This window comes from Stutzerimonas stutzeri (assembly GCF_002890895.1).
GTDB classification, from domain to species: Bacteria; Pseudomonadota; Gammaproteobacteria; order Pseudomonadales; family Pseudomonadaceae; genus Stutzerimonas; species Stutzerimonas stutzeri_AB.
Map to the genome: position 1 here is coordinate 61,889 of NZ_POUL01000006.1, position 23,776 is coordinate 85,664.

Genomic DNA, 23,776 nt, shown 5'->3' on the forward strand with positions numbered 1-23,776 from the left:
CATAAGGGCGCGCGCGGGGTACAGCTAACAAGCAAGGAATCAGTGGATGTCTTTCCAGTATTCCCGCTTGAGTAGATAAGCAAACACGAAGAAGAACGCCAGGAACAGCAGTACATAGGTACCGATGCGCTGGCTCTCCAACTTGACCGGGTTAGCCGAGTAGGCCAGAAAGGCCACCAGATTCTTGATCTTCTCGTCGTATTCGGCCTCAGTCAGCTCACCAGTACCAGGCACAACCGTCATCGCATGGCAGTCTTCGTGTGTGATCGGAGTACCGGTCAGCGGGTCGAACTGCTTACGGCCATCTTCGACAATCTGAACCTGCTTGCATGCTACTGACTCGCCTTCAGGCAGTTTGCTTGGCAGAACCTGGCGCCCCTGCAACGGAGCCAACACGTGAGGCATGCCCACGTTCGGGAATACCGTGTTGTTGACGCCATAGGGGCGCGTAGGATCTTCGTAGAAACTGCGCAGGTAGGTGTACAGCCAGTCGTTACCCCGCACCCGCGCCACCAGCGTCAGATCCGGCGGAGCAGCGCCGAACCAGGTCTTGGCTTCATCAGGAGTCATGCCGATCTTCATGTGGTCGCCGATTTTGGCACCAGTGAAAACTATGTTGTCGAGCATGATCTCTTCGGGGATACCTAGATCTGTCGCAACACGCTCATAGCGCTGGTACTTCGCGCTGTGGCAGCCCATGCAGTAATTGGTAAAGGTCTGTAGACCGTCCTGCAGGGCCACCTTGTCGGTTAGGTCAATATCGACCGGATCAAGATGAACATCAGTACCAGCGGCGAAACCAAATGCCGGCACGAGAGCAAGAATCAATGCAGCAAATTGCTTTTTCATCAGCCAGCCACCCTTTGCGGAACCACTTTGGTCTTCTCGAGCTTGGTATAGAACGGCATCAGGATGAAGTAGCCGAAGTAGATAGCAGTACAGATCCGCGCGAGAAGCGTGCGCTCAGGAGTCGGAGCCAGTACGCCAAGCACACCGAGAATGATGAAGGAGATGCAGAACGCCAGCAGCGCGATCTTGCTCATCCAGCCCTTGTACTTCATGGACTTAACTGGACTGCGATCAAGCCATGGCAACACAAAAAGCACGGCAATCGAGGCGCCCATGGCAATCACGCCAAGTAGCTTGTCCGGTACGGCACGTAGAATTGCGTAGAACGGAGTGAAGTACCAAACCGGAGCGATGTGAGCAGGCGTCTTAAAGGCGTTCGCCACTTCGAAGTTTGGCTTCTCGAGGAAATAGCCGCCCATTTCCGGGAAGAAGAACACGATGGCGCAGAACACGAAGAGGAACACCACCACACCCACGATATCTTTAACCGTGTAGTACGGATGGAACGGAATGCCATCGAGCGGCACGCCAGCTTCGTTCTTGCTCTTCTTGATGTCGACACCCATCGGGTTGTTCGACCCCACCTCATGCAGCGCGAGGATGTGCAGCACGACCAGCCCGAGGATCACGATCGGCAGTGCGATGACATGCAGCGCAAAGAAGCGATTCAGGGTGATGCCGGAGATCAGGTAATCACCGCGAATCCACTGAGTCAGATCATCGCCGATGACAGGTATGGCACCGAACAGCGAGATGATCACCTGGGCGCCCCAGTAGGACATCTGTCCCCAGGGCAGCAGATAGCCCATGAAGGCCTCAGCCATCAACGCCAGATAGATCATCATGCCGAAGATCCAGACCAGCTCGCGCGGCTTCTGGTAGGAGCCGTACAGGATCCCTCGGAACATGTGCAGGTAGACCACGACGAAGAATGCCGATGCCCCCGTGGAATGCAGGTAGCGAATGATCCAGCCGTATTCGACGTCTCGCATGATGTATTCGACTGAGGCGAATGCACCCTCTGCAGACGGCTCGAAGCTCATCGTCAACCAAACGCCGGTCAGGATCTGATTCACCAGAACCAACAAGGCGAGGGAGCCGAAGAAATACAGAACATTGAAGTTCTTAGGCGCATAGTACTTGCTTAGATGGTCTTCCCACATCTTGGTCGCGGGGAAGCGCGCATCGACCCATTCCATGAATTTGCTCATCACGCGCTCTCCTGATCCACGCCGATAATGACCACAGAGTCAGTTTCGTAGGTGTGTGGGGGAACCGGCAGATTCAATGGCGCAGGTTGACCCTTGTAGACACGGCCAGCCATATCGTATTTCGAACCATGGCACGGACAGAAATAGCCACCAAGCCAATCAGCTCCGAGGTCAGCCGCCGCCACTTCCGGACGGAACGATGGAGCACAACCAAGGTGCGTACAGAGCCCGACGACAATCAGAACTTCCGGCTTGATCGAGCGAACCTGCGGATCCACATAGGCAGGCTGCACCGAGGCCTCAGACTTGGGATCGGCTACCGTATCGGTGAGCTTGTCCAGGTTCGCCAGCGCCTCATCGGTACGACGAACGATAAACACCGGCTGACCGCGCCACTCCGCCACCATTTGCTGGCCTGGCTCGATCTTGCTGATATTTACCCTAACCGGTGCACCGGCTGCTTTGGCCTTGGCACTTGGGAACCACGATCCCACGAACGGGACCGCGGCACCCACCGCTCCTGCAGCACCTACTACCGAAGTAGCGGCTACGAGGAAGCGACGCCGGCCAGCATTCACGCCGTCATTGCTCATTCAGTCGTCTCCCATCAGTTTCTTATGGCCTACCGAAAGCAGGCGTCTACTACGTGCGTCAACCGTAAAACGAGGCCGCGAAAAAATTCGCCAAATGGTAAAGAAAACCCCCTCTGATGACAAGGTAATAACAGGATACAACCCTGCGCGAACCCCCGAAAATCGGGGCCTGACGCGTGACAAGCTGTCGCAGCCGCGAAACGGCAGCCATAAAAAAACGCCCAGCTCCGTGAGAAGCTGGGCGTTCTTTTGAGAAGCCTGAATTAGCGCTTCGAGTACTGCGGACGCTTACGAGCCTTACGCAGACCGACCTTCTTACGTTCAACTTCGCGAGCATCGCGAGTCACGAAGCCAGCCTTACGCAGAGCAGGACGCAGAGTCTCGTCGTATTCCATCAGGGCACGAGTGATACCGTGACGGATCGCACCGGCCTGACCACTCACACCACCACCCAGAACGGTTACGTAGATGTCGAACTTTTCGACAGTCTCGGTCAGTTCCAGAGGCTGACGAACGACCATGCGAGCGGTTTCACGCCCGAAGAAGTTGTCCAGCTCACGGTTGTTGATGGAGATTTTGCCAGTACCCGGACGCAGGAATACGCGTGCGGTTGCAGTCTTACGACGGCCAGTGCCGTAGTTTTGAGTCGCCGACATAATGAACTATTCCGTTAAATCTTCAGTTCTTGGGGCTGCTGAGCGGTATGCGGATGATTAGCACCCTTATACACCTTCAGCTTACGGTACATGTCGCGACCCAGCGGGTTCTTAGGCAGCATGCCCTTGACCGCGGTCTCGATCACACGCTCTGGCGCCTTGGCGATCAGCTTCTCGAAGTTGATCGACTTGATGCCACCCGGGAAACCGGAGTGAGAGTAGTACATCTTGTCGGTGGTTTTCGCACCGGTAACACGCACTTGCTCGGCATTGATAACGACGATGTAATCACCGGTATCGACGTGAGGGGTATATTCCGCCTTGTGCTTGCCACGCAGGCGGCTAGCGATTTCGGTTGCCAGACGACCCAGGGTCTGGCCGGCAGCGTCGACGACGAACCAGTCGCGCTTGACGGTTTCCGGTTTAGCAGTAAAAGTCTTCATTCGTTATAGCCTCAGGGGCCGCCCTGAAAATAAGACGGCGAATCTTACTGAATGGTGCTCGCCCTGGCAAGACCAGGACAGCCGGAAACAGACGCTATCGGGGGCTCGGGTCAGCGCGTCCGCTACGGCAGTGTTCGGTAGGCTTGGCATCCCCTACCTTGTTTTTGCGTCAACGGGCTAGGCATCCCCGGCGACAGGCTGCGGAATTATCCGGATTACCAGGCAAATAGCAAGCAGCTTCTCGCCGTTCTGAGCAAACGGCGTGTCGGGGCGAAATCATTGAGCCGCTGCCAGTAGCCGCCTACGGCGACGGGTAGCCCCGCACCACTGCGAAACAGGAAACTTATCGCCAGCGTTACCATCCCAAACCGATATCTATTCAAACGCAAGGACACTGCATGGAAAAGCGCCAACTAGGCCGTACTGATCTTGATGTCACGGCGCTCTGCCTGGGCACCATGACCTGGGGCGAGCAGAATGATGAAAGTGAAGCTTTCGCCCAAATGGACTGCGCGAAAGCTGCAGGCATCAATTTCGTCGACACCGCCGAAATGTATCCGGTGCCACCTAAGCCTGAGACCTATGCCACCACGGAGCGCTACATAGGCAATTACTTCAAGGCACGCGGTAATCGCGCCGACTGGATCCTGGCCAGCAAGATCGCCGGCCCCGGCAACGGCATCAGCCACATCCGCGATGGCAAGTTGAAAATGAACCGGCAGCACATCGTTGCGGCACTTGACGCCAGCTTGCAGCGCCTGCAGACGGACTGGATCGACCTCTATCAGCTGCATTGGCCAGAGCGCAGCACCAATTTCTTTGGTCAGCTGGGCTACCACCATCAGGACCAAGACTTCACCCCAATCGAAGAAACCCTAGAAGTGCTCGACCAGCAAGTGAAAGCCGGCAAGATCCGCAATATCGGCCTGTCGAACGAAACGCCATGGGGCACCATGAAGTTTCTGCAACTCGCCGAATCCCGAGGTTGGCCCCGCGCCGTTTCGATCCAGAACCCATACAACTTACTTAACCGGACCTTTGAAGTCGGCCTCGCCGAAATAGCCATGCGCGAGCAATGCGGTCTCCTCGCTTACTCGCCACTGGCCTTCGGCATGCTCAGCGGCAAATACGAGCAGGGTGCACGACCAGCCGGAGCACGACTGACCCTATTCAGTCGCTTCGCACGCTACGCCAAGCCGGAGTCGCAGGCGGCATGCTCGCGGTATGTGGCGCTTGCCAGGGAGCACGGACTGAACCCTGCACAAATGGCCCTGGCCTATGTAACTCAACAGCCTTTCGTAACCAGCAACATCATCGGTGCAACTTCAATTGAGCAACTCGAAAGCAATCTCGCCAGTTCTGAATTGCGCTTGTCAGCCGAAGTACTCGAATCCATAGAAGCCATTCACACCGCGCAACCCAATCCCGCCCCCTGAGGAATCATGGACCAATCACGCGGCAATGGTGACACTGTGCAAGCCTTGCCGTCGCCACCAGTCATAACTCTTGGCGCAAGGAGCGCATAGATGATCGCTGCCGAATTGCTTGCCCCGACCAGCCTTGTGCTGGGGTGGCTGCTCTATGCCGCCGGACTGATATGGGCCTGCATGCGTGCACCCTGGGTCGAGCTGTTCAGCGATACGCGGCGCCAGCACCTGCTGTTCGGTGCGGTCCTGGCGATCTTTCTGCTTTGGTTGGTCCGCCGAGACTTCGATTCGGGTTTGTCTTTCCACTTCATTGGACTGACTGCGGTCACGCTACTGCTCGACTGGCCCCTGGCGATTCTCGCTGCCTTTGTCGCCCAGCTTGGATTGACGGTCACAGGCCACCAGCAATTGGTTGCTCTCGGCCTGAATGGCGTGCTGCTGGTATTGATACCGGTGACGGTCACCGAAGCTTGCGCCATCGCCGTGGAGCGCACCCAGCCTCGCAACCTATTCGTCTATATATTCTTTTCAGGTTTTTTTGCGGCCGGCCTCGCGACCCTGCTCTGCATCCTGGCAGGGCTCGGAATCTTGCTGATCGACGGCCTCTATCCAATGCCGCCCTGGCTGGACGACTTCGCTGGGTACATCTGGCTGGTGATGTTTCCCGAGGCTTTTATCAACGGCGCGGTCGTCAGTGCGCTAGTGGTGTTCTATCCGGACTGGATGGAAACATTCAACCGCAGTCGCTACCTGCAAGCTCCATGGAAAGACGACAGCAACGATTATATGTGAGTAAGCCGTAGCGCTAGCCAGCCGCACAACCAAGCCGGGACGCGAACGCGCCCTCAGTGCTGGCGCGGCGGCATATCGTCAGAGAACAGATCATCCTCAAGCTCATTACCCGGGATCGCATGCTCTTCCGACGCCCAGGCACCTAAGTCGATCAGTTTGCACCGCTCCGAACAGAAAGGACGATTCGGACTTTTCACACTCCATTCGACCGGCGCGCCGCACGTGGGGCATTCAACAACCGTAGTACTCATTCCTGACCTCCTCGTAGCGTCAGATAAAAATCATGTAGCCGTTTGACCTCGCTTTCCAGCCAAGCCCGATCCCGATCATTGACCAGCACATCATCAGCATGACGCAAACGTTCTTCGCGGCTGATTTGTGCGTTGAGAATGGCGCGGATCTGCGCTTCGCTGGATTGGTCACGCTGGATGGCGCGCTCCAGCTGCAGCGCCTCCGGCACATCGACCACCAACACGCGCGCAACTTGCTGGTGTTGACCGGACTCCACCAATAGGGGCGATACCATGATCGCGTACGGCGAGGTCGCCCGAGAGAGGTGCTCAGCGACTTCCCGGCGTATCAGCGGGTGCAACAGTTGCTCAAGCCATTTGCGCTGTTCAGGCTCTCGAAACACCAACTCGCGCAGTGCCGCCCTATCCAGCCCCCCGTCGGACGCAAGAACACCGTCGCCGAAACGATCAACAATCAGCCCCAGAGCCGGCCGGCCCGGCTCGACAACCCAGCGCGCAGCATGATCGGCATCGACCCAGTGCACACCGAGGCGGCCGAATGCTTCCACCACTGCGCTCTTGCCGCTGCCGATACCACCCGTCAAACCAAGCACCCAAGGCTTCATCAAAAAACGTCCCGAGGATTAAACGACGCGCAGTAGTAACGTTTGAAATGCAAGGATGCAAGCGCAAGGGCGATCCCAACAGAATCGCTCGACCTTTCTAGAACTGAGGAAGCCAGCTTTCACAGAGGGTGGTATGCCCATCAACACAGCACATCGCAGCCTGTAGAACCTTGAAGGGATGATGGACACCCGAGCGCAGGGACTCAAAATTCCCGGTCACCAGAAGCTGTGCGACAACTGCAAGCAGCAACGAGCTGCTGCTCAGTCAATGGAGCCCGCGATCGCCCCACCACTGCCACGGAGTGGCCAAATAGTGGGACGGGGAAACGATGATCAACCCCTAATGCCCAGGCCGTTAGAACCTGGCGAATTGAAGATAGGCCGACGTGATCTCATCACCCCAGAGCAGCGCGACCCATCCCGCAATCGCGAGGTACGGGCCGAATGGAATGGTCGTGCCGCTGTCCGCCTTTTGCATGCGCAGCATGATAGTTCCCAGGACCGCACCCACGACCGACGAGAGAAGAATGGTCAGCGGCAAAATTTGCCACCCCCCCCAAGCCCCCAGCATCGCCAGCAGCTTGAAGTCGCCATAGCCCATGCCCTCCTTGCCGGTCACGAGCTTAAACAGCCAGTACACCGACCAGAGACTTAGATACCCAGCAACTGTACCCCACATAGCATCGGGCAGCGGCGCAAACAACCCGAAATAGTTGACGATCAAGCCCAGCCAAAGCAACGGCAGCACAAGGGAGTCAGGCAGCAACTGATGATCGACATCGATCATGCTCATCGCCAGCAGGCCCCAGGTCAGCACCAGCATTGCGCCAGCTTGCCACGAGAAGCCGAAATGCCAGGCCACATAGGCGGACAGGAGCCCACAGAGCAGCTCGACCAACGGGTAGCGACGGCTGATCGGCGCACGGCACGACGAGCATTTGCCACGCAGCGCTAGCCAGCTGACCAAGGGAATGTTCTCCCACGGGCGTATTTCATGATCGCACTGCGGACAGTGAGAGTTGGGAAGAACGAGGTTGAAGGTAGACGCGGGCTCGGCTGGCAACTCGAGAAACTCACGCGCCTGAGCACGCCAGTCCCTCTGCATCATGATCGGCAGGCGATGGATCACCACGTTGAGAAAACTGCCCACCAGCAGGCCGAGCACCAGTACGCATAAAACAAAGGCCAGCGTATTGCTGGCCAAAATGTCAAAAATCATGGATTTATCCGACCACGCTACCCAACTGGAAGATCGGCAGATACATGGCAACGATCAGGCCACCCACGAGCGTACCCAGAACCACCATAATCATCGGCTCCATCAAGGTCGTTAGGTTATCGACCATATTGTCGACTTCGTCTTCGTAAAAGCCAGCAACCTTGTCCAGCATCTCATCCAGCGAGCCGGACTCCTCCCCAATGGCCGTCATCTGGATTGCCATCGACGGGAACACTCCGGTCGTACGCATGGAAAAGTTGAGCTGCACACCGGACGAAACATCGTTGCGAATTTTGTTTACAGCGTTACGGAAGACCACGTTGCCTGTCGCGCCGGCAACCGAGTCCAACGCGTCCACCAGCGGCACCCCTGCAGCGAAGGTAGTCGCGAGCGTACGGGCATAGCGGGCCACCACAGCCTTGTACATGATGTCGCCGACAATCGGCATTTTCAAAAGGCCACGGTCGAGCGAATCGCGGAACTTCTCCGATCGTTTGTAGGCGTGCTTGAACAGAAAAGCTGCGGCAAAGAAACCGCCCCCAACCAAATACCACCACTCCTGCAGCCATCGGGATAGCCCGACCACCATCATCGTGAACGCCGGCAGTTCGGCGCCGAACCCTTGGAACACACTCTCGAACTGCGGAACCACTTTTATCAAAAGTACGGCCGATACGATGATCGCCACCACGATGACCGCAATCGGGTAAGTCATCGCCTTTTTGATTTTAGCCTTGAGCTGCTCAGTCTTTTCCTTATAGGTCGCCACGCGGTCCAGCAGGGTTTCAAGCGCACCCGATTGCTCACCGGACTCGACCAGATTGCAGTAGAGATCATCGAAATACTGCGGCTTCTTGCGCAGCGAACCGGCAAAGCTGTTGCCCGCTGCTACCTCCTGCTTCACCTCGTCGACCAACTTGCGCATGTTGGGGTTGTCGAAGCCCTCGCCGATGATGTCGAAGGACTGCAACAGCGGCACACCCGCCTTCATCATCGTGGCCATCTGTCGCGTGAAGAGCGCGATGTCCATCGGCTTGATCTTCTTGCCTGCGCCAAACAGCGAGACGGCTTTCTTGCGCACCTTGAGCGGATTAATGCCTTGCTTGCGGAGTTGCGCCTTGATCAGCGCCTGGCTTTGACCCGAGAGCTCACCCTTGATCCTGCTGCCCTTGCGGTCGGTTCCTTCCCAGCTAAACACACTGGTTTTCAACGCTTTCTGCTGCGCCATGGTTAATCCTTGGTCACGCGGTTGACTTCTTCCAGGCTGGTAATGCCATTCATGGCTTTGACCAGACCGGAAATGCGCAAATCATTGAATCCATCCTTGCGCGCCTGGAGGGCGATATCGATGGAATTACCTTCCTCCATGATAAGCCGCTGCAGGGCAGGCGTGATTTTAACCACTTCATAAATACCGACACGGCCTTTGTAGCCGCCGTTGCAATTATCGCAACCTACCGGACCATAGAGCTGAAAGGTGCCGATCCTGTCTTCTGGTATCCCTTCCTTTAAAAGCGCCTCGCGTGGCACCTCGACTTCTTTCTTACAACTAGAACAAAGCTTACGAGCGAGCCGCTGGGCGATGATCAGGTTGACGGATGTCGCGATGTTAAAGGCCGGTACGCCCATGTTACGCAGACGGGTGAGCGTCTCCGCAGCACTGTTGGTGTGAAGGGTAGACATGACCATATGGCCGGTTTGGGCGGCTTTTACCGCAATCTCCGCCGTTTCAAGGTCCCGAATTTCCCCCACCATGATGATGTCCGGGTCCTGACGCAAAAAAGCGCGCAGCGCCTGGGCGAAATCCATGCCTTGGCGCGGATTGACGTTGACCTGGTTAATGCCCTCAAGGTTTATCTCCACCGGGTCTTCCGCGGTGGAGATGTTCACGTCCACCGTATTAAGAATGTTCAGCCCGGTGTACAGGGAAACGGTCTTACCCGAGCCGGTAGGCCCAGTGACCAAGATCATTCCTTGCGGCTGCTTTAGCGCGGCCATGTACAGCGCTTTCTGTTCTTCCTCATAACCCAGCGCATCGATCCCCATCTTGGCACTGGAGGAGTCGAGGATACGCATCACGATCTTTTCGCCCCACAGCGTGGGCAGGCTGTTGACGCGGAAATCGATGGACTTGGTCTTGGAGACCTTCATCTTGATTCGGCCGTCCTGCGGCTTGCGTCGTTCGGCAATATCCAGCGCCGCCATCACTTTGAGCCGTGCAGAAATCCGACTGACCAACTGCACTGGTGGCCTCGCGACTTCATGCAGGACACCATCGGTACGGAAGCGGACGCGATAAGACTTTTCGTAGGGCTCGAAGTGCAGGTCCGATGAGCCACGCTTGATTGCGTCCAGCAGCATCTTGTTGACGAAGCGCACGACCGGCGCATCGTCCGCCTCGTTGTGCTCGACGTCTTCCTTTGGGGCTGCACCGCCACCCATCTCAATATCCAGATCGTCGAGATCGGAATCGGTCAGCCCGTCCAATGCGCTATTTACCGACTCAAACAGCTTCTCGATGGCCTCGCCGAGCTTGTCGTCCTCCACCAACACTGACTCGACGGAGAGCCCGGTATTGAACTGGATGTCGCTAATGGCCTGGTGATTGGTCGGGTCGGATACGGCCACATACAGCTTGTTGCCGCGCCGCCGCAACGGAAGCACACGGTGCTGCCGGACCAGCTTTTCGCTGACAAGGTCCTGAGGTTGCGTTTCTTTATCCAGTGCACTCAGGTCAAAGTACGGCACCCCGAACTGCTCACCCGCGAATTCTGCCAACGCTCGGCTTTTTACCAGCTTGTTCTGAACCAGCCAGGAAACCAGCGGCACCTGGCTGCGCTGGGCTTGCTGCTGCGCCTGCAGCGCAATCTTTTCATCAAGCTGGCCGACCAGAACCAACTGGCGAGCCAAACCACCGAGGGGAGTGTTTTCGTTCATTGAACTGCCTATAAAGGCCGGGGAAATGTCGCGCCCTTATAACGCAGTTCCAAAGGCCTGCCAAACGCGCGAAACAGAGGTGGCAAATTTTGTCACTTGTTGACCGTGGAGGTTGCTGTCTAACCAAGCTACCCCGCCAACAACCACTAGATCAACTGACTTCTCCGCGGCACCAACTGCTGGAGGCGCGCCCCGCCCCGATACAATGCCGAGCATCTCTTATACAAGCGAAGGCATTCGACCGACGCTATTGCGCCCAAGTGGCAAAGACCCAAGCGCAGCGGGGCCTCAGACAAAGCTAGCCTCCCCCTGTAGAAGGTGCGCCCCGCAGCGAAAGCTAGCTGCAAGCTGGTTAGAAACCGCCCCCACACATTACGCCAACTCAGCCGCGGAAAGTGATACACCGCACAGCTGCAGCGCTTCACGTAACCACCCCGCCCCGATTGGCACAGAAGCTGCTCCTATCTCACTAGGTCCAACGACCTCACTAACAAGGAGCTTTTCAATGAAGTCCACTAAGAAACAAAAAGGTTTTACGCTGATCGAGCTGATGATCGTGATCGCGATCATCGGCATTTTGGCTGCCATTGCGATTCCACAGTTCAACGAGTATCGCCAACGCGCAAACGACACGTCCGCAGTAGCAGATGTCAAGAACGGAACTACTTCTATTATTGCATCTCTGAAGTGAAGACTAAGGACCGCATATTATGAAAAAAATCTCTCTCGCTTTGGCAGCTCTAACGTTCTCCGGCTTGGCTTCTGCAGTGCCGCTCTCGTCCTCCGGGACGGTAACAGTGCTGCAATGCACCAACTTGAATGAAGATGTAAAAATAAACTTGACCGCCGGCGTCGTTGCAGGAGTGGACTGTACAGCCACCAGGGTCGCCCTTGCTGCTTGCCATACCGCCGGCATGTTGAAGTCGCGCTCAGTGGGCCAAAAGACCATTACCGAGCAAGACGCTACTGGCGCGGATGTTGAAAAGACCGTTTCGTGCACAGTCGGAGAGGCGGATAAAGACTGCAAGTCGGTTCCGGTACAAGGCGCCGCCGTCCCCTCGTCCACTACCAATTATGGCACCGTTAATACCCAATATCCTGGGACTGGCGCTTGCAGTACAACCGTGGCCGAGAATGTTGCTAAGGCTCTTCAATAAAACCGTTAGCATTACATGAGAGGAGAGCGCAGCTCTCCTTTTTTTTCACCGATTTATTAGTAAAGGAGAGCCAATTAGCTAACTGTGTTTTAACGCTACGCCTCTCTCCTATCTGGTTACTTCGGATTGTCAGTGGTATGACTAACACAACCGCGAGCGGACTAGATCAAACCGGCCTTCAGCGCATGCAACTGCTCGCAGTAGCTCAGACCTATCGCGATGAATTCCACCTCTGTGCTATTTTCGATCTGTAAGCAACGGTCAATTTTTAACACCACCGGCACTCTACCTAAACAATGCAAATTCTTCCTGATTTTTTTACTGCATTGCGCCTGATCTCTAAGGCGAGAATCTCCTGGATAATCGCCGGCATAGTGCTGGTTGTAGCATTGACCACGCTGCTGTCTGCTTATTTCGGCGGCCGCCAACCGGCTACAGTTGCGCTGGATGTGGGCTTGTCGACCATTCGCCTGCTGCTGCCTCTGCTGATTGTACTGCTGGTGCAGGATTTGATGTCCCGCGAGTTTGACAAGCGCTATTACCTCAACTCACTGACCTATCCGCGCGCACGACACCGCCTGCTACTAGGTCGTTTTGTCGCGCTGTTTGCGCTGGTGCTGGGTGTATTGCTGACGCTGGGCCTGTTGCAGATCGGCCTGATACATCTTATTGGCGGTACCTACCCCCAGGCCACGCCAGTCGCCATGGGCCAGCCCTATCTGATCGTGATCGCTTTTATAGCGCTAGACCTGCTGGTGCTGAGCGCACTGGCGACCCTGCTGGCGGTGGTCGCTTCAACCCCGAGCTTCGTCCTGATCGGCACCTTCGGCTTTATGCTGGTGGCGCGCTCCTATGGCGCCATTATCGAATTGCTGAGCAATCAGGCAGGACTGGTGAGCAAAACAGAAGGCTACCGCGCTAGCCTCGGCGTGCTCGGTTATCTATTGCCAGATCTCGGCGCGCTGGATCTGCGCATGCTGGCGCTCTACGGTCAGCCGGCGTTTCTACCCCCCGACTGGCCCTGGCTGCTGCTAAGTAATCTCGCCTACGCCGCCGCCTTGTTTGCACTGGCGATCTGGGCGCTGCAACGTAAGCGGTTCGCCTGAGCATGCCACTCCAACGTTACTGGCCTCTGCTGCTGGCGCTGCTAGGTTTCACCCTATTCTCAGCCGCATCGCAGTGGCGCGCTCGCACGCCTGCGCCTGTGGCGCCCGCCGTAGAAGGTCGGGTGGTAGTCGCCGCGCCGGTATTGCTGGTGCTGTTCGGCGGTGACCGCTTTCTGGCGGCCAACCTGGAAACCATGCGCCTGGCAGCCACCGGTGTGGACTGGGGGCAGGCGGATACCGGCTATCTTGTGCGTGCCCAGCAAGTGGTGGCCGAGCTCAACCCCTGTCATGAAGACAACTATTACCTGGCTAACGGCCTCCTCACCTGGGGTGGCGCGGATCATGAAGGCACCGAGGTGCTGCGTCGCGCCATGCAGTGCCGCTTCTGGGACGAACTGCCGGCGTTTTTCTATGGCTTCAACCAGTGGTTCTTCAAAAAGGATATTGCCGAGGCCAGCCGTGCGCTGGAGTTGGCGGCCCAGCGTGCAACCGGGAATGCGGCAGGCTTTCGCAAAATGGCGGTGATGTTGCGCGCCGAGCAGTTTGCCGATGAGCGGTTGGCCCACAATTACCTGATTCAGCAGCGCGACAGCGCAGCCGACCCCAAACTACAAGACATGCTCGACAAGCGCGTCGTCCGCCTGCGGGGCCTGATTGAGCTGCGCGAGGCGCAACGCCGCTATGAAGAAGAACATGGTCCGCTTATAGCACTTGAGCAGCTGGTCGAGCGGCGCCTGATCGACAGCCTGCCAGCCGACCCCTTGCGCCTCGGCTATGAGCTGCGTGACGGGCGCATCGAACTAAAGAAAGTGAAAATCGCCGGATTGGAGGAACAACCTTGAGCGCAGCCGTTGAGTTTAAGGGTGTCAGCCATACCTACCGAGCCAAGGGTAAGCAGGTTCAGGCTGTACGGAACGTCAGCTTCAGCCTGTCGGAAGGAGAGGTGTTCGGTTTTGTTGGCCCAAACGGCGCCGGCAAGTCCACCACGATCAAGATCATGCTGGACATCATCAACGACTATCAGGGTCAGGTAACGCTTTACGGCATTGATGCCCGCCGGGCCGAAGCCCGACAGGGCATGGCCTATGTGCCCGAGGCGCCGGCGCTGTACGACCAGTTCACCCCGCTGGAAATCCTGCGCATGGGCCTGTCGATGTATGGCATCAAGCGCAGCGACGCGGATGCCTGGTGTTTGCAATGGCTGGAGCGATTCTCCGTGGACGGCACCGGTAAGCGGCGGATGCGCGAGCTCTCCAAAGGCAACGCACAGCGGGTCGCGCTGGCCCATGCCATGGCTGTCGAGCCACGCCTGCTCATCCTCGACGAGCCGCTGTCCGGCCTTGACCCGGTGGGCCGCAAGGATGTGGTCGAGATCCTCAATGAGTACAAGAAACAAGGTGGCGCGATCTTCTTCACTTCTCACGTGCTGCATGACGTGGAACGAATCGCCGACCGCTTCGGCTTTATCAACAAAGGCCAGCTGGTCACCGTACGCTCGCCGCGCGAACTGGCGGCCGAACGTGCTGACTGTTTTATCCTGCGTTACCAGGCGGATCAGTCGCTAACGCCCGAGTGCATCGCGCTTCGCCCCGGCGAGTTCGAGTGCGAGCTTGCGCAAAGCGAGCTTCCGGCCGCCATCGCGCAGCTGGGCAACACCGGCGGCCACCTGCTGACCGTCAAGCCTGCCGTATCGCTAGAGACTGTGTTCTTCCGCATTCTCGCCGAGGCCTCCTAGACGTATTCGTACAGACTGCCTTTTGACGGGATGCACCTTGTTGCGCCGAGCATAGGCCGCATTCGCCGCGAGGCGCGCCTCCTACAGAAGCTTGATCATCCGCTGAGCATTTGCCAGTGGCTGGCCTTGAGGCGCCTACCGGGCTAGCATCGAGCCCTCTTTGCCTAAGCGCAGCGCAGCCCAAATCTCAGGAGGATTCATGAGCTTTACCGTTTACCTGTCCGGCGAAATTCACACCGACTGGCGCGACGAGATCAAGCGTGGCGCCGCCGCAGCCGGACTGGATGTGCGATTCACCTCAGCCGTAACCGATCACGAAGCCAGCGATGCTGCCGGCGATTGCCTGGGCGACGAGCCGAATGCCTTCTGGCGCGACCACAAGTCGTCCAAGGTCAATGCAATCCGCACCAAAACGCTGATCCAGGGAGCGGACCTCGTGGTGGTGCGTTTCGGCGATAAGTACAAGCAGTGGAACGCAGCGTTTGATGCCGGTTACTGCGCGGCGCTGGGCAAGCCTTATGTCACGCTGCATGACGAGGTCATCGTGCACCCACTGAAGGAAGTCGATGCGGCAGCCATGGCTTGGGCCACCACCACCGAACAGGTCGTGGAGATTTTGAAACACGTGGTGCAGTAAAGCCGCGGATGGGTCGCAACTCCCGCAGATCGAACCCGCGACTCACTGTCCAGCAATGCGGTTGCCTCACAAAAAAGAAACCCCGCCACATGGACGGGGTTGATCATCAGCCTGAACGCCCTGGCTGCCCAGGGCTCAACATCTCATTTCATTGATCAGATAGCGCCGCGCTTGCGCAGCAGATCGATCACCTGCTTGGCGCTCTGCTCGACCGTAAGCGACTCCGTATCGATCACCAGATCAGCATTTACCGGCACATCGTAGGGGAAGGATTCGCCTGGGATGTTGTCACCACCTGCCGCATACAACCCCTGCGGATCGCGCTGCTGGCAGGTCTGCGGAGAAGCCTGAACATACACGGTGATAGCCCGGTCGCTGCCGATCAGCGCCTTGGCCTGCTCGCGGCCTTCGGCATCGGGTGCGACGAAAGCGGCCAGTGTTAGCAATCCTGCCTCATTGAACTGACGCGCCACATGCGCGGCGCGGCGCCAGTTTTCGGTTCGGCCGGCGCGGTCCTGCGGGAGACCTTTGTTCAGGTCGTGGCGCAGGTTCTGGCCATCCAGCACATACACGGCGCGGCCCATATCGAACAGCTTGCGCTCGACCGCATAGGCCAGGGTGCTCTTGCCGGCACCGGACAAGCCGGTGAACAGCACGGTTGCCGGCTGCTGACCGAAACGGCTTGCACGCTCTTCGGTGGAGACATGAGCCAGCGCACCGTGGTTCCCGAATGAGCCGTGGGCGACCGGGTCGGCAATGATCATGCCGGCGCCGACAGTACCGTTGGTGAGGCGGTCGATGATGATAAACGAGCCGGTAGCGGGGTTCCTCGCATACCCGTCCAGCGCGATCGGCGCGTCGAGGCTGACCTTGACCCGCCCGATCTCATTCAGCTGCAGGCTACTGGCCGGGCCATGCTCCAGCGTGTTCACGTCAACCCGATGAGTGATGCTGGCAATCGAGCCCGGTACATAACTGGTGGCACGTTTAATGTCGTATTTCTTGCCCGGCAGCATGGGCTCTTCGGCCATCCACACCAGCATGGCGTCGAAGCTGTCCGTGATGCGCGGTTGGTTGTCGGCGTGCACGAGCATGTCGCCGCGCGACACATCGATCTCGTCTTCAAGCGTCAGCGTGATGGCTTCGCCCGGGGTCGCCTGCTCCAGCTCGCCGTCAAAGGTGACGATGGATTTGACGGTGCTGCGCTTACCGGACGGCAATACCACCACCTCGTCGCCCTTGCGCACGATGCCGCTGGCCAGCGTGCCAGCGAAACCACGGAAGTTGAGGTTGGGACGATTGACGTACTGAACAGGGAAGCGCAAGTCTTCGAAATTGCGGTCGCCCGCGATCTCGACGCTTTCGAGAATTTCCATCAGCGGCTGCCCTTCATACCATGGCGCGCGCTCGGAACGGTTGACCACGTTGTCGCCCTTGAGCGCGGACATCGGCACGAAGTGCAGCGACGACGGCTTGAGCTCGATACGCTCGGCAAAGGCCAGGTAATCGGCCTTGATGCGCTCGAATACGGATTGGTCGAAGTCCATCAGGTCCATCTTGTTGATGGCCACAACGATATGCTTGATGCCCAGCAGCGAGGTGATGAAGCTGTGCCGCTTGGTCTGGGTCTGCACGCCGTAGCGGGCGTCGACCAGGATGATCGCCAGGTCGCAGGTGGAGGCGCCGGTCGCCATGTTGCGCGTGTACTGCTCATGACCGGGGGTGTCGGCGATGATGAACTTGCGCTTGGCGGTGGAGAAATAACGGTAGGCGACATCGATGGTGATGCCCTGCTCGCGCTCGGCCTGCAAGCCGTCGACCAGCAACGCCAGGTCGACATCGTCGCCGGTGGTGCCAGACTTCTTCGAGTCACGGGTGATGGCTTCGAGGTGATCTTCATAGATCATCTTCGAGTCGTGCAGCAGGCGCCCGATAAGAGTGCTTTTGCCGTCGTCGACGTTGCCGCAAGTCAGGAAGCGCAGCAGCTCTTTGCGCTCGTGCTGGGCCAAGTACGCGAGGATGTCCTCGCTGATCAAATCAGACTGATGAGACATAGTGCGGAATCCTTAGAAGTAGCCCTGACGTTTCTTTTCTTCCATCGAACCTGCGCCATCGTGGTCGATGACGCGGCCCTGACGTTCGGAAGTTCGCGTCAGGAGCATTTCCTGGATGATTTCCGGCAGGCTCGATGCAGTCGACTCCACCGCACCGGTCAGCGGGTAGCAGCCGAGGGTACGGAAGCGAACCATGCGTTTCTCGATGCGTGCCTTTTCCTCATCGGTGAGGTGCTCGAGGATGCGCTCGTCGTCGATCATGATCAGGGTGCCGTTCTTCTCGATGACTTCGCGTTCTGCAGCGAAGTACAGCGGCACGATTGGGATCTGTTCCAGATAGATGTACTGCCAGATATCCAGCTCCGTCCAGTTCGACAGGGGGAAGACGCGGATGGACTCGCCCTTCTTCACGTTGCCGTTGTAGACGTTCCAGAGCTCCGGACGCTGATTCTTTGGGTCCCAACGGTGCTTGTTGTCACGGAAGGAGTAGACACGCTCCTTGGCACGGGACTTCTCTTCGTCGCGGCGGGCGCCGCCGAAAGCGGCATCGAAACCATGCTTGTCGAGCGCCTGCTTGAGACCCTCGGTCTTCATGATGTCGGTGTGCTTGGCGCTGCCGTGAGTGAACGGATTGATGTCTTGCGCCACGCCATCCGGGTTGATGTGCGTGATCAGGTCCAGATCCATTTCATTGACCATCTGCTCGCGGAAGCGGTACATCTCCTGGAATTTCCAGCGGGTATCGACGTGCATCACCGGGAACGGCAGGCGCCCGGGGAAGAAGGCCTTGCGCGCGAGATGCAGCATCACGGCCGAATCCTTGCCGATGGAATAGAGCATCACCGGGTTGTCGAACTCGGCGGCCACCTCACGGATGATTTGGATGCTTTCCGCCTCCAGCTGTTTCAGATGCGTCAGTTTGTCGACCATGGCTACTCACGAATTTTGCAGGTGGGACGGCCGGCACGGCCGGAACGAGGGCGCAACTTTAACACGGCATTAGATTCTAATCAGGACGCCACTTAGATCTAAATGCTCTAGCTTTATGCCGGGCAAAACCTGCCTCAGTTGCACTTCAACCAGCGCCACAACCTTCCAGAGCGCCGATCACGCAGGGTTTGGGCAATCGATGAACAGATGCTCAATGGCAAACCGCTTCGCCAGATATTCACCCAACGCCTGCACGCCGTAACGCTCAGTGGCGTGATGGCCGGCGGCAAAAAAGCTCAGCTCATTTTCGCGCGCGACGTGCGCCGTCGGCTCTGAAATTTCCCCCGTCAGGTACGCATCGACGCCAGCAGTTACCGCTTGATCGATGTAACCCTGTGCGCCACCGGTGCACCAGGCGACCCGCCTGATCAAGCCAGCGCCTTCGACCATCACCGGCTCACGTCCGAGCGCGCTCTGAATCCGCCGCATGAACTCGGCAGGCGCGAGGGGCATATCAAGGGAACCGACAAGCCCGACCGAACGAGGATTATCCGGCTCCAGCGAACCCTCGACAGTCAACCCAAGCAGGCGAGCCAGCAGCACGTTGTTGCCCACCTCCGGATGGACGTCGAGCGGCAGATGGTAAGCCAGCAGGCTGATGTCATTGCTGAGCAGCGTTTTCAGACGGCGTTGCTTCATACCCACTACACGTGGGTCTTCGTTCTTCCAGAAATAGCCATGGTGCACCAGCACCACATCGGCATGCGCCTCGACCGCGGCATCGAGCAGCGTCTGGCTGGCGGTCACGCCACTGACGATGCGCCGCACCTGGGGACGACCCTCTACCTGCAGGCCGTTGGGACAATAGTCGGGAATCTTTGCCGCGTTCAGGAATCGGTCGGTTTCATCGACCAGGGTGGTCAGCGCGACGGCCATGCAGTCGTTCTCCTACGGAATCAGTGAATCGAAGTGGGTTCATCGGCGAATAGCAGACGGGACAAACAGCAGATATGTTGCGGATTAAGCAATCCACAGGTCGCGTTGCAGTTTTGCCGCCAGCAAGGCTGCATTTCACGGCCAGCTTCGTATAATGCCGCCACCTTAAGAGGCGCTCTCGCCTTCCGCAACCTGTCCGGACTTCCCATCGCGATGATCAATGCCCTGCGTTTTTTTGGCTGGCCGTTGCTGGTAGGCCTGCTAGTGGCCCTGCTGATCATTCAGCGTTACCCACATCTGGTCGGGCTTGGCGCCGAGCCGGAATACAGCCTGCAGCAAGCACCGCTGATCGGCACTCCCCAGCAAGGCCCCTACTCCTACGCCAATGCGGTTAGCAGCGCTGCGCCCGCAGTGGCCAATCTCTACACCACCAAGGTGATCGATAGCGCCAGCCAGCCGCCGATGCTCAAGGACGATCCGCTGTTTCGGCGCTTCTACGGGGACAATCTGCCGCGTCAACGCCGCATGGAATCGAGCCTGGGCTCGGCGGTGATCATGAGTCCAGAGGGCTACCTGCTCACCAACAATCACGTGACGGCAAATGCCGAACAGATCGTCGTGGCCCTGCGCGATGGCCGGGAGACGCTTGCCCGAGTGATCGGCAGCGACCCCGAAACTGATCTTGCTGTGCTCAAGATCGACCTGGCAAAGCTGCCTGCGATCACCATTGGTCACTCAGACGGCATCCGGATTGGGGACGTGACGCTGGCAATCGGTAACCCGTTCGGCGTTGGGCAAACCGTAACGATGGGCATCATCAGCGCGACCGGACGCAACCAGCTTGGGCTCAATACCTACGAGGATTTCATCCAGACGGACGCGGCGATCAACCGCGGTAACTCGGGTGGTGCTCTGGTGGACACCGCAGGCCAACTGATTGGTATCAACACTGCGATCATTTCCGAGTCCGGCGGCTCGCAAGGCATAGGCTTTGCCATCCCGGTGAAGCTCGCCATGGACGTGATGAAGTCCATCATCGAGCACGGCCAGGTCATTCGCGGCTGGCTCGGCGTGGAGGTGCAATCGCTCACACCGGAGCTGGCTGAATCATTTGGTCAGGCCGGCCGGCCCGGGATCGTGGTGGCCGGCGTGTATCGGGATGGGCCTGCTGAACGCGCCGGCCTGTTGCCCGGCGACCTTATCCTCAGCATCGATGGGCACCAAGCCAGCGACGGTCGCAGCTCGATGAACCAGGTTGCCCGCGTGCGGCCTGGAGACAAGATCGATATCGACATTCTGCGCAACGGCAAGCCGCTGACGCTGACGGCCGAAGTGGGCATGCGGCCACTGGTGGAGAAAACTACGCAGTAACCGCCTGTTCGGCCAAAGCGGTCACTGTCGCTGATCGCACTCGACGCTCATCAAGTAGGTTTCTTCGAGCTGCCACAAAGCGAAACCCTTAGCGCCGCCTCAACAAGGTAGAGAGGCCGCCGCAGATGCTCGATACGCTCTTGCAATTACCTTATTGCCCGGTTCTGCACCGAGCACAAGGCTCGGAGACAGCGAGCCGCGCTGCAATCGCCACCGACCAGAGGCAGGCGCTGCAAGCAACACGAGGCTCGCAGCGCGCACGGGTTAGCCGATGCGCTTTAGCGCATCGAGCAATGCCTGATTTTGCTCCGGCGCCCCGACACTGATCCGCAGAAACTGGTCGATTCGCCCCATCTTGAAATGCCGCACGATGACGCCGTGCTCGCGCAGCCCGGCCGCCAGCGCAGCAGCATCGTGCTGCGGATGGCGCGCGAAGATGAAGTTCGCAGCCGAGGGCAGTACCTTAAAGCCCAACGCCTGCATCGCTACCGTGACGGCCTCACGACTCGCAATCACCTGCTGACAGGTTTGCTCGAAATAGGCGCGATCTTCGAATGCTGCCGCTGCGCCGGCAATGGCAATACGGTCTAACGGATAAGAGTTGAAACTGTTCTTGATGCGCTCCAGCGCCTCGATCAGATCCGGATGCCCTACCGCCAGACCGACTCGCAGCCCTGCCAGGGAGCGCGATTTGGAAAGCGTCTGGGTGACCAGCAGGTTCGGGTAGCGGTCCACTAGCGTGATTGCTGACTCACCGCCAAAGTCGATGTAGGCCTCGTCGACCACAACCACCGAATCGGGGTTTGCCTGCAGCAGCTGCTCAATCGCCTCAAGCGCCAGCAAGCAACCCGTCGGCGCGTTGGGATTGGGGAAAATGATGCCCCCGTTGGGCCGGGCGTAATCGGCCACCTCGATCTGAAAACGGTCGTCCAGCGCGATGGTCTCGTAGTCGATGCCATACAGGCCGCAATAGACCGGGTAGAAGCTGTAGGTCACATCGGGGAACAGCAGCGGCTTGCCATGCTGGAACAGCCCGTGGAAAACGTGGGCGAGCACCTCGTCGGAGCCATTGCCGACGAAAACCTGCTCAGGGCGAACGTGGTAGTAATCAGCAACAGCGCGCTTGAGGCGCTCGCCGTTCGGATCGGGATACAACCGCAGGTTGTCATTCAGCTCGGCCTGCATCGCTGCAAGCGCCTTGGGCGAAGGGCCGTAGGGGTTCTCATTGGTGTTGAGCTTGACCAGATTGGTCAGCTTTGGCTGCTCACCCGGCACATAGGGAACCAGCGCCTTGACGAAGGGGCTCCAGAATTTGCTCATCCGCCCTTCTCTCCTCAGAAAATGATCGATTTGCCGCCAGTGGAAGCGAAGAACAGCTCCCTACCGGTGGGGCTGGCAAAACAGAACAAGCGAAGCCTCGACCGCTCCGCTTGGTTGCGACGCTCAGTTAGCCCTTGATTCGGTACTCGGCGCTGCGGGCGTGAGCGGTAAGCGACTCGCCGCGCGCCAGCACCGAGGCGACCTTGCCCAATTCTGACGCACCTTCAGCCGAACAATTGATGATCGACGAGCGCTTCTGGAAATCGTACACCCCCAAGGGTGACGAGAAGCGCGCAGTCCCCGACGTGGGCAGGACGTGATTCGGACCCGCGCAATAGTCGCCCAAAGCCTCGGCCGTGTAGCGGCCCATGAAGATCGCCCCTGCGTGTCGAATCTGCGGCAGCCACGCATCGGGATCAGCCACCGACAGCTCGAGGTGCTCTGGCGCAATGCGATTAGCGACATCGATCGCTTGCTGCATGTCGGCAACCTGAATCAATGCCCCACGCCCTTGCAGCGACGCGCGAGCGATCTCGCTACGCTCAAGGCTGGGCAGCAAACGGGAAATACTTTCAGCGACACGATCAAGAAAGGCTGCATCCGGGCTGACCAGTATCGACTGCGCATCCTCGTCGTGCTCGGCCTGGGAAAACAGATCCATGGCGATCCAGTCGGGATCGGTCTGACCGTCGCACACCACCAGAATCTCGGAAGGGCCAGCGATCATATCGATGCCGACTTTGCCGAATACGTGACGCTTGGCCGTCGCGACGTAGATGTTGCCTGGCCCGACGATCTTGTCGACTGGCGGCACGCTTTCGGTCCCGTAGGCCAGCGCCGCGACGGCTTGAGCGCCACCGATGGTGAATACCCGGTCGACGCCAGCAATGCACGCCGCTGCCAAGACCAGTTCGTTGATTTCACCGCGAGGCGTAGGGACCACCATCACGACTTCCGGCACCCCGGCAACCTTAGCCGGAATGGCGTTCATCAAAACTGATGAAGGATACGATGCTTTGCCACCCGGCACGTAAAGCCCCGCGCGATCGAGCGGTGTCACCTTCTGACCGAGCACGGTGCCGTCAGCTTCGGTGTAGGTCCAGGAGTCCTGTTTTTGCTTTTCATGGTAAATGCGGACACGCTCAGCGGCGGCTTCCAACGCCTGACGCTGAGCCGGGCTGATCCGCGTCAGCGCCAGTTCAAGCCGTTCGCGCGGCAGAATCAGGTCAGCCATGGAGGCGACTTCAAGGCCGTCGAAGCGCTGGGTCAGCTCCACCAACGCGTCATCACCACGCTCGCGTACTGCCCTGATGATGTCCAACACACGCTGATTGACGCCATCATCAGACACGCTTTCCCAGCTCAGCAGATGATCCAGATGTCGCGCGAAATCGGGATCAGCAGCATTGAGTCGGCGGATGTCGATGGGAGCAGTCATAACGGGCCTCATGAAGGGATGAGTACAGCGATGGTCAGGCGCCCTAGACTAACAAGCCGACCGCGCGGGCACCTGAAAATTTAGGCTATGACGCGGATCGGCTGGCCGG

General features: G+C 58.4%; 24 protein-coding genes. 9 read left to right on the forward strand and 15 right to left on the reverse strand.

The window, feature by feature from the left end:
- Nucleotides 1–39: 39 nt before the first annotated feature.
- From CXK96_RS12845 to rplM, 5 genes are all read right to left on the reverse strand, one after another.
- Complete coding sequence (locus tag CXK96_RS12845) at nucleotides 40–849, reverse strand: cytochrome c1 (RefSeq protein ID WP_102836847.1); 810 nt, start codon at nucleotides 847–849, stop codon at nucleotides 40–42.
- On the reverse strand, nucleotides 849–2,060 hold the full coding sequence (locus CXK96_RS12850) for a cytochrome b (protein ID WP_102836848.1): 1,212 nt from the start codon (nucleotides 2,058–2,060) through the stop codon (nucleotides 849–851). Before CXK96_RS12850 ends, CXK96_RS12845 begins: the two co-directional genes overlap by 1 nt.
- On the reverse strand, nucleotides 2,060–2,653 hold the full coding sequence (gene petA / locus CXK96_RS12855) for a ubiquinol-cytochrome c reductase iron-sulfur subunit (RefSeq protein ID WP_045424793.1): 594 nt from the start codon (nucleotides 2,651–2,653) through the stop codon (nucleotides 2,060–2,062). The genes CXK96_RS12850 and petA overlap by 1 nt, the downstream gene beginning before the upstream one ends.
- A 263-nt stretch (nucleotides 2,654–2,916) precedes the next feature.
- Complete coding sequence (gene rpsI / locus CXK96_RS12860; RefSeq protein WP_021209313.1) at nucleotides 2,917–3,309, reverse strand: 30S ribosomal protein S9; 393 nt, start codon at nucleotides 3,307–3,309, stop codon at nucleotides 2,917–2,919.
- 14 nt (nucleotides 3,310–3,323) lie between these two features.
- The gene (rplM, locus tag CXK96_RS12865; RefSeq protein WP_019342644.1) at nucleotides 3,324–3,752 is read right to left on the reverse strand and encodes a 50S ribosomal protein L13; all 429 of its coding nucleotides are present in this window, start codon (nucleotides 3,750–3,752) and stop codon (nucleotides 3,324–3,326) included.
- A 398-nt stretch (nucleotides 3,753–4,150) separates the two neighbouring features.
- On the opposite strand from rplM, the gene CXK96_RS12870 reads away from it, so the two are divergent.
- Together CXK96_RS12870 and CXK96_RS12875 are read left to right on the forward strand one after the other, a co-directional pair.
- A complete protein-coding gene (locus CXK96_RS12870; protein WP_102836849.1) occupies nucleotides 4,151–5,188 on the forward strand; it encodes an NADP(H)-dependent aldo-keto reductase in 1,038 nt (345 codons plus the stop codon).
- Between the two features lie 90 nt (nucleotides 5,189–5,278).
- The gene (locus CXK96_RS12875) at nucleotides 5,279–5,971 is read left to right on the forward strand and encodes an energy-coupling factor ABC transporter permease (RefSeq protein ID WP_102836850.1); all 693 of its coding nucleotides are present in this window, start codon (nucleotides 5,279–5,281) and stop codon (nucleotides 5,969–5,971) included.
- Nucleotides 5,972–6,024: 53 nt separating this feature from the next.
- Here the strand turns inward: CXK96_RS12875 and yacG are convergent, their stop codons facing one another.
- The 5 genes from yacG to pilB all read right to left on the reverse strand — a co-directional run bounded on the left by yacG (nucleotide 6,025) and on the right by pilB (nucleotide 10,983).
- A complete protein-coding gene (yacG, locus tag CXK96_RS12880; RefSeq protein WP_102836851.1) occupies nucleotides 6,025–6,222 on the reverse strand; it encodes a DNA gyrase inhibitor YacG in 198 nt (65 codons plus the stop codon).
- The gene (coaE, locus tag CXK96_RS12885; protein ID WP_102836852.1) at nucleotides 6,219–6,827 is read right to left on the reverse strand and encodes a dephospho-CoA kinase; all 609 of its coding nucleotides are present in this window, start codon (nucleotides 6,825–6,827) and stop codon (nucleotides 6,219–6,221) included. Before coaE ends, yacG begins: the two co-directional genes overlap by 4 nt.
- A gap of 355 nt (nucleotides 6,828–7,182) precedes the next feature.
- Entirely contained in the window at nucleotides 7,183–8,046 is an 864-nt protein-coding gene (locus tag CXK96_RS12890; RefSeq protein ID WP_102836853.1) for a prepilin peptidase, read from the reverse strand.
- Between the two features lie 4 nt (nucleotides 8,047–8,050).
- The gene (locus tag CXK96_RS12895; protein WP_102836854.1) at nucleotides 8,051–9,274 is read right to left on the reverse strand and encodes a type II secretion system F family protein; all 1,224 of its coding nucleotides are present in this window, start codon (nucleotides 9,272–9,274) and stop codon (nucleotides 8,051–8,053) included.
- 2 nt (nucleotides 9,275–9,276) lie between these two features.
- Entirely contained in the window at nucleotides 9,277–10,983 is a 1,707-nt protein-coding gene (gene pilB, locus CXK96_RS12900) for a type IV-A pilus assembly ATPase PilB (protein ID WP_102836855.1), read from the reverse strand.
- Nucleotides 10,984–11,488: 505 nt separating this feature from the next.
- Here pilB and CXK96_RS21105 point away from each other — a divergent pair.
- From CXK96_RS21105 to CXK96_RS12930, 6 genes are all read left to right on the forward strand, one after another.
- A complete protein-coding gene (locus CXK96_RS21105; protein ID WP_102836856.1) occupies nucleotides 11,489–11,674 on the forward strand; it encodes a prepilin-type N-terminal cleavage/methylation domain-containing protein in 186 nt (61 codons plus the stop codon).
- 19 nt (nucleotides 11,675–11,693) lie between these two features.
- Nucleotides 11,694–12,140, forward strand: coding sequence for a hypothetical protein (locus CXK96_RS12910; RefSeq protein ID WP_102836857.1), 447 nt, complete (start codon nucleotides 11,694–11,696; stop codon nucleotides 12,138–12,140).
- Between the two features lie 296 nt (nucleotides 12,141–12,436).
- Nucleotides 12,437–13,246 carry an ABC transporter permease gene (locus CXK96_RS12915; protein ID WP_102836858.1) on the forward strand — a complete coding sequence of 270 codons (810 nt, stop codon included), beginning with the start codon at nucleotides 12,437–12,439 and terminating at the stop codon, nucleotides 13,244–13,246.
- A 2-nt stretch (nucleotides 13,247–13,248) separates the two neighbouring features.
- Nucleotides 13,249–14,088, forward strand: a complete 840-nt coding sequence (locus tag CXK96_RS12920; RefSeq protein WP_102836859.1) for a hypothetical protein — start codon at nucleotides 13,249–13,251, stop codon at nucleotides 14,086–14,088.
- Nucleotides 14,085–14,981: an ABC transporter ATP-binding protein gene (locus CXK96_RS12925; protein ID WP_102836860.1), complete on the forward strand. Its 897-nt coding sequence runs from the start codon at nucleotides 14,085–14,087 to the stop codon at nucleotides 14,979–14,981. The genes CXK96_RS12920 and CXK96_RS12925 overlap by 4 nt, the downstream gene beginning before the upstream one ends.
- A 199-nt stretch (nucleotides 14,982–15,180) precedes the next feature.
- On the forward strand, nucleotides 15,181–15,618 hold the full coding sequence (locus tag CXK96_RS12930) for a YtoQ family protein (RefSeq protein WP_102836861.1): 438 nt from the start codon (nucleotides 15,181–15,183) through the stop codon (nucleotides 15,616–15,618).
- 155 nt (nucleotides 15,619–15,773) lie between these two features.
- Here the strand turns inward: CXK96_RS12930 and cysN are convergent, their stop codons facing one another.
- The 3 genes from cysN to CXK96_RS12945 all read right to left on the reverse strand — a co-directional run bounded on the left by cysN (nucleotide 15,774) and on the right by CXK96_RS12945 (nucleotide 19,538).
- Nucleotides 15,774–17,672: a sulfate adenylyltransferase subunit CysN gene (cysN, locus tag CXK96_RS12935; protein ID WP_102836862.1), complete on the reverse strand. Its 1,899-nt coding sequence runs from the start codon at nucleotides 17,670–17,672 to the stop codon at nucleotides 15,774–15,776.
- A gap of 12 nt (nucleotides 17,673–17,684) precedes the next feature.
- Nucleotides 17,685–18,602, reverse strand: a complete 918-nt coding sequence (cysD, locus tag CXK96_RS12940; protein ID WP_102836863.1) for a sulfate adenylyltransferase subunit CysD — start codon at nucleotides 18,600–18,602, stop codon at nucleotides 17,685–17,687.
- Nucleotides 18,603–18,779: 177 nt separating this feature from the next.
- Nucleotides 18,780–19,538 (reverse strand): Nif3-like dinuclear metal center hexameric protein, encoded by a 759-nt coding sequence (locus CXK96_RS12945; RefSeq protein ID WP_102836864.1) that lies wholly within the window; start codon nucleotides 19,536–19,538, stop codon nucleotides 18,780–18,782.
- A 213-nt stretch (nucleotides 19,539–19,751) separates the two neighbouring features.
- Between CXK96_RS12945 and algW the strand changes: the two genes are divergently transcribed.
- Nucleotides 19,752–20,909 (forward strand): Do family serine endopeptidase AlgW, encoded by a 1,158-nt coding sequence (algW, locus tag CXK96_RS12950; protein WP_102836865.1) that lies wholly within the window; start codon nucleotides 19,752–19,754, stop codon nucleotides 20,907–20,909.
- Between the two features lie 264 nt (nucleotides 20,910–21,173).
- Here the strand turns inward: algW and hisC are convergent, their stop codons facing one another.
- Together hisC and hisD are read right to left on the reverse strand one after the other, a co-directional pair.
- Entirely contained in the window at nucleotides 21,174–22,229 is a 1,056-nt protein-coding gene (gene hisC / locus CXK96_RS12955) for a histidinol-phosphate transaminase (RefSeq protein ID WP_102836866.1), read from the reverse strand.
- A gap of 127 nt (nucleotides 22,230–22,356) precedes the next feature.
- Nucleotides 22,357–23,667, reverse strand: a complete 1,311-nt coding sequence (gene hisD / locus CXK96_RS12960; RefSeq protein ID WP_102836867.1) for a histidinol dehydrogenase — start codon at nucleotides 23,665–23,667, stop codon at nucleotides 22,357–22,359.
- Nucleotides 23,668–23,776 lie beyond the last annotated feature (109 nt).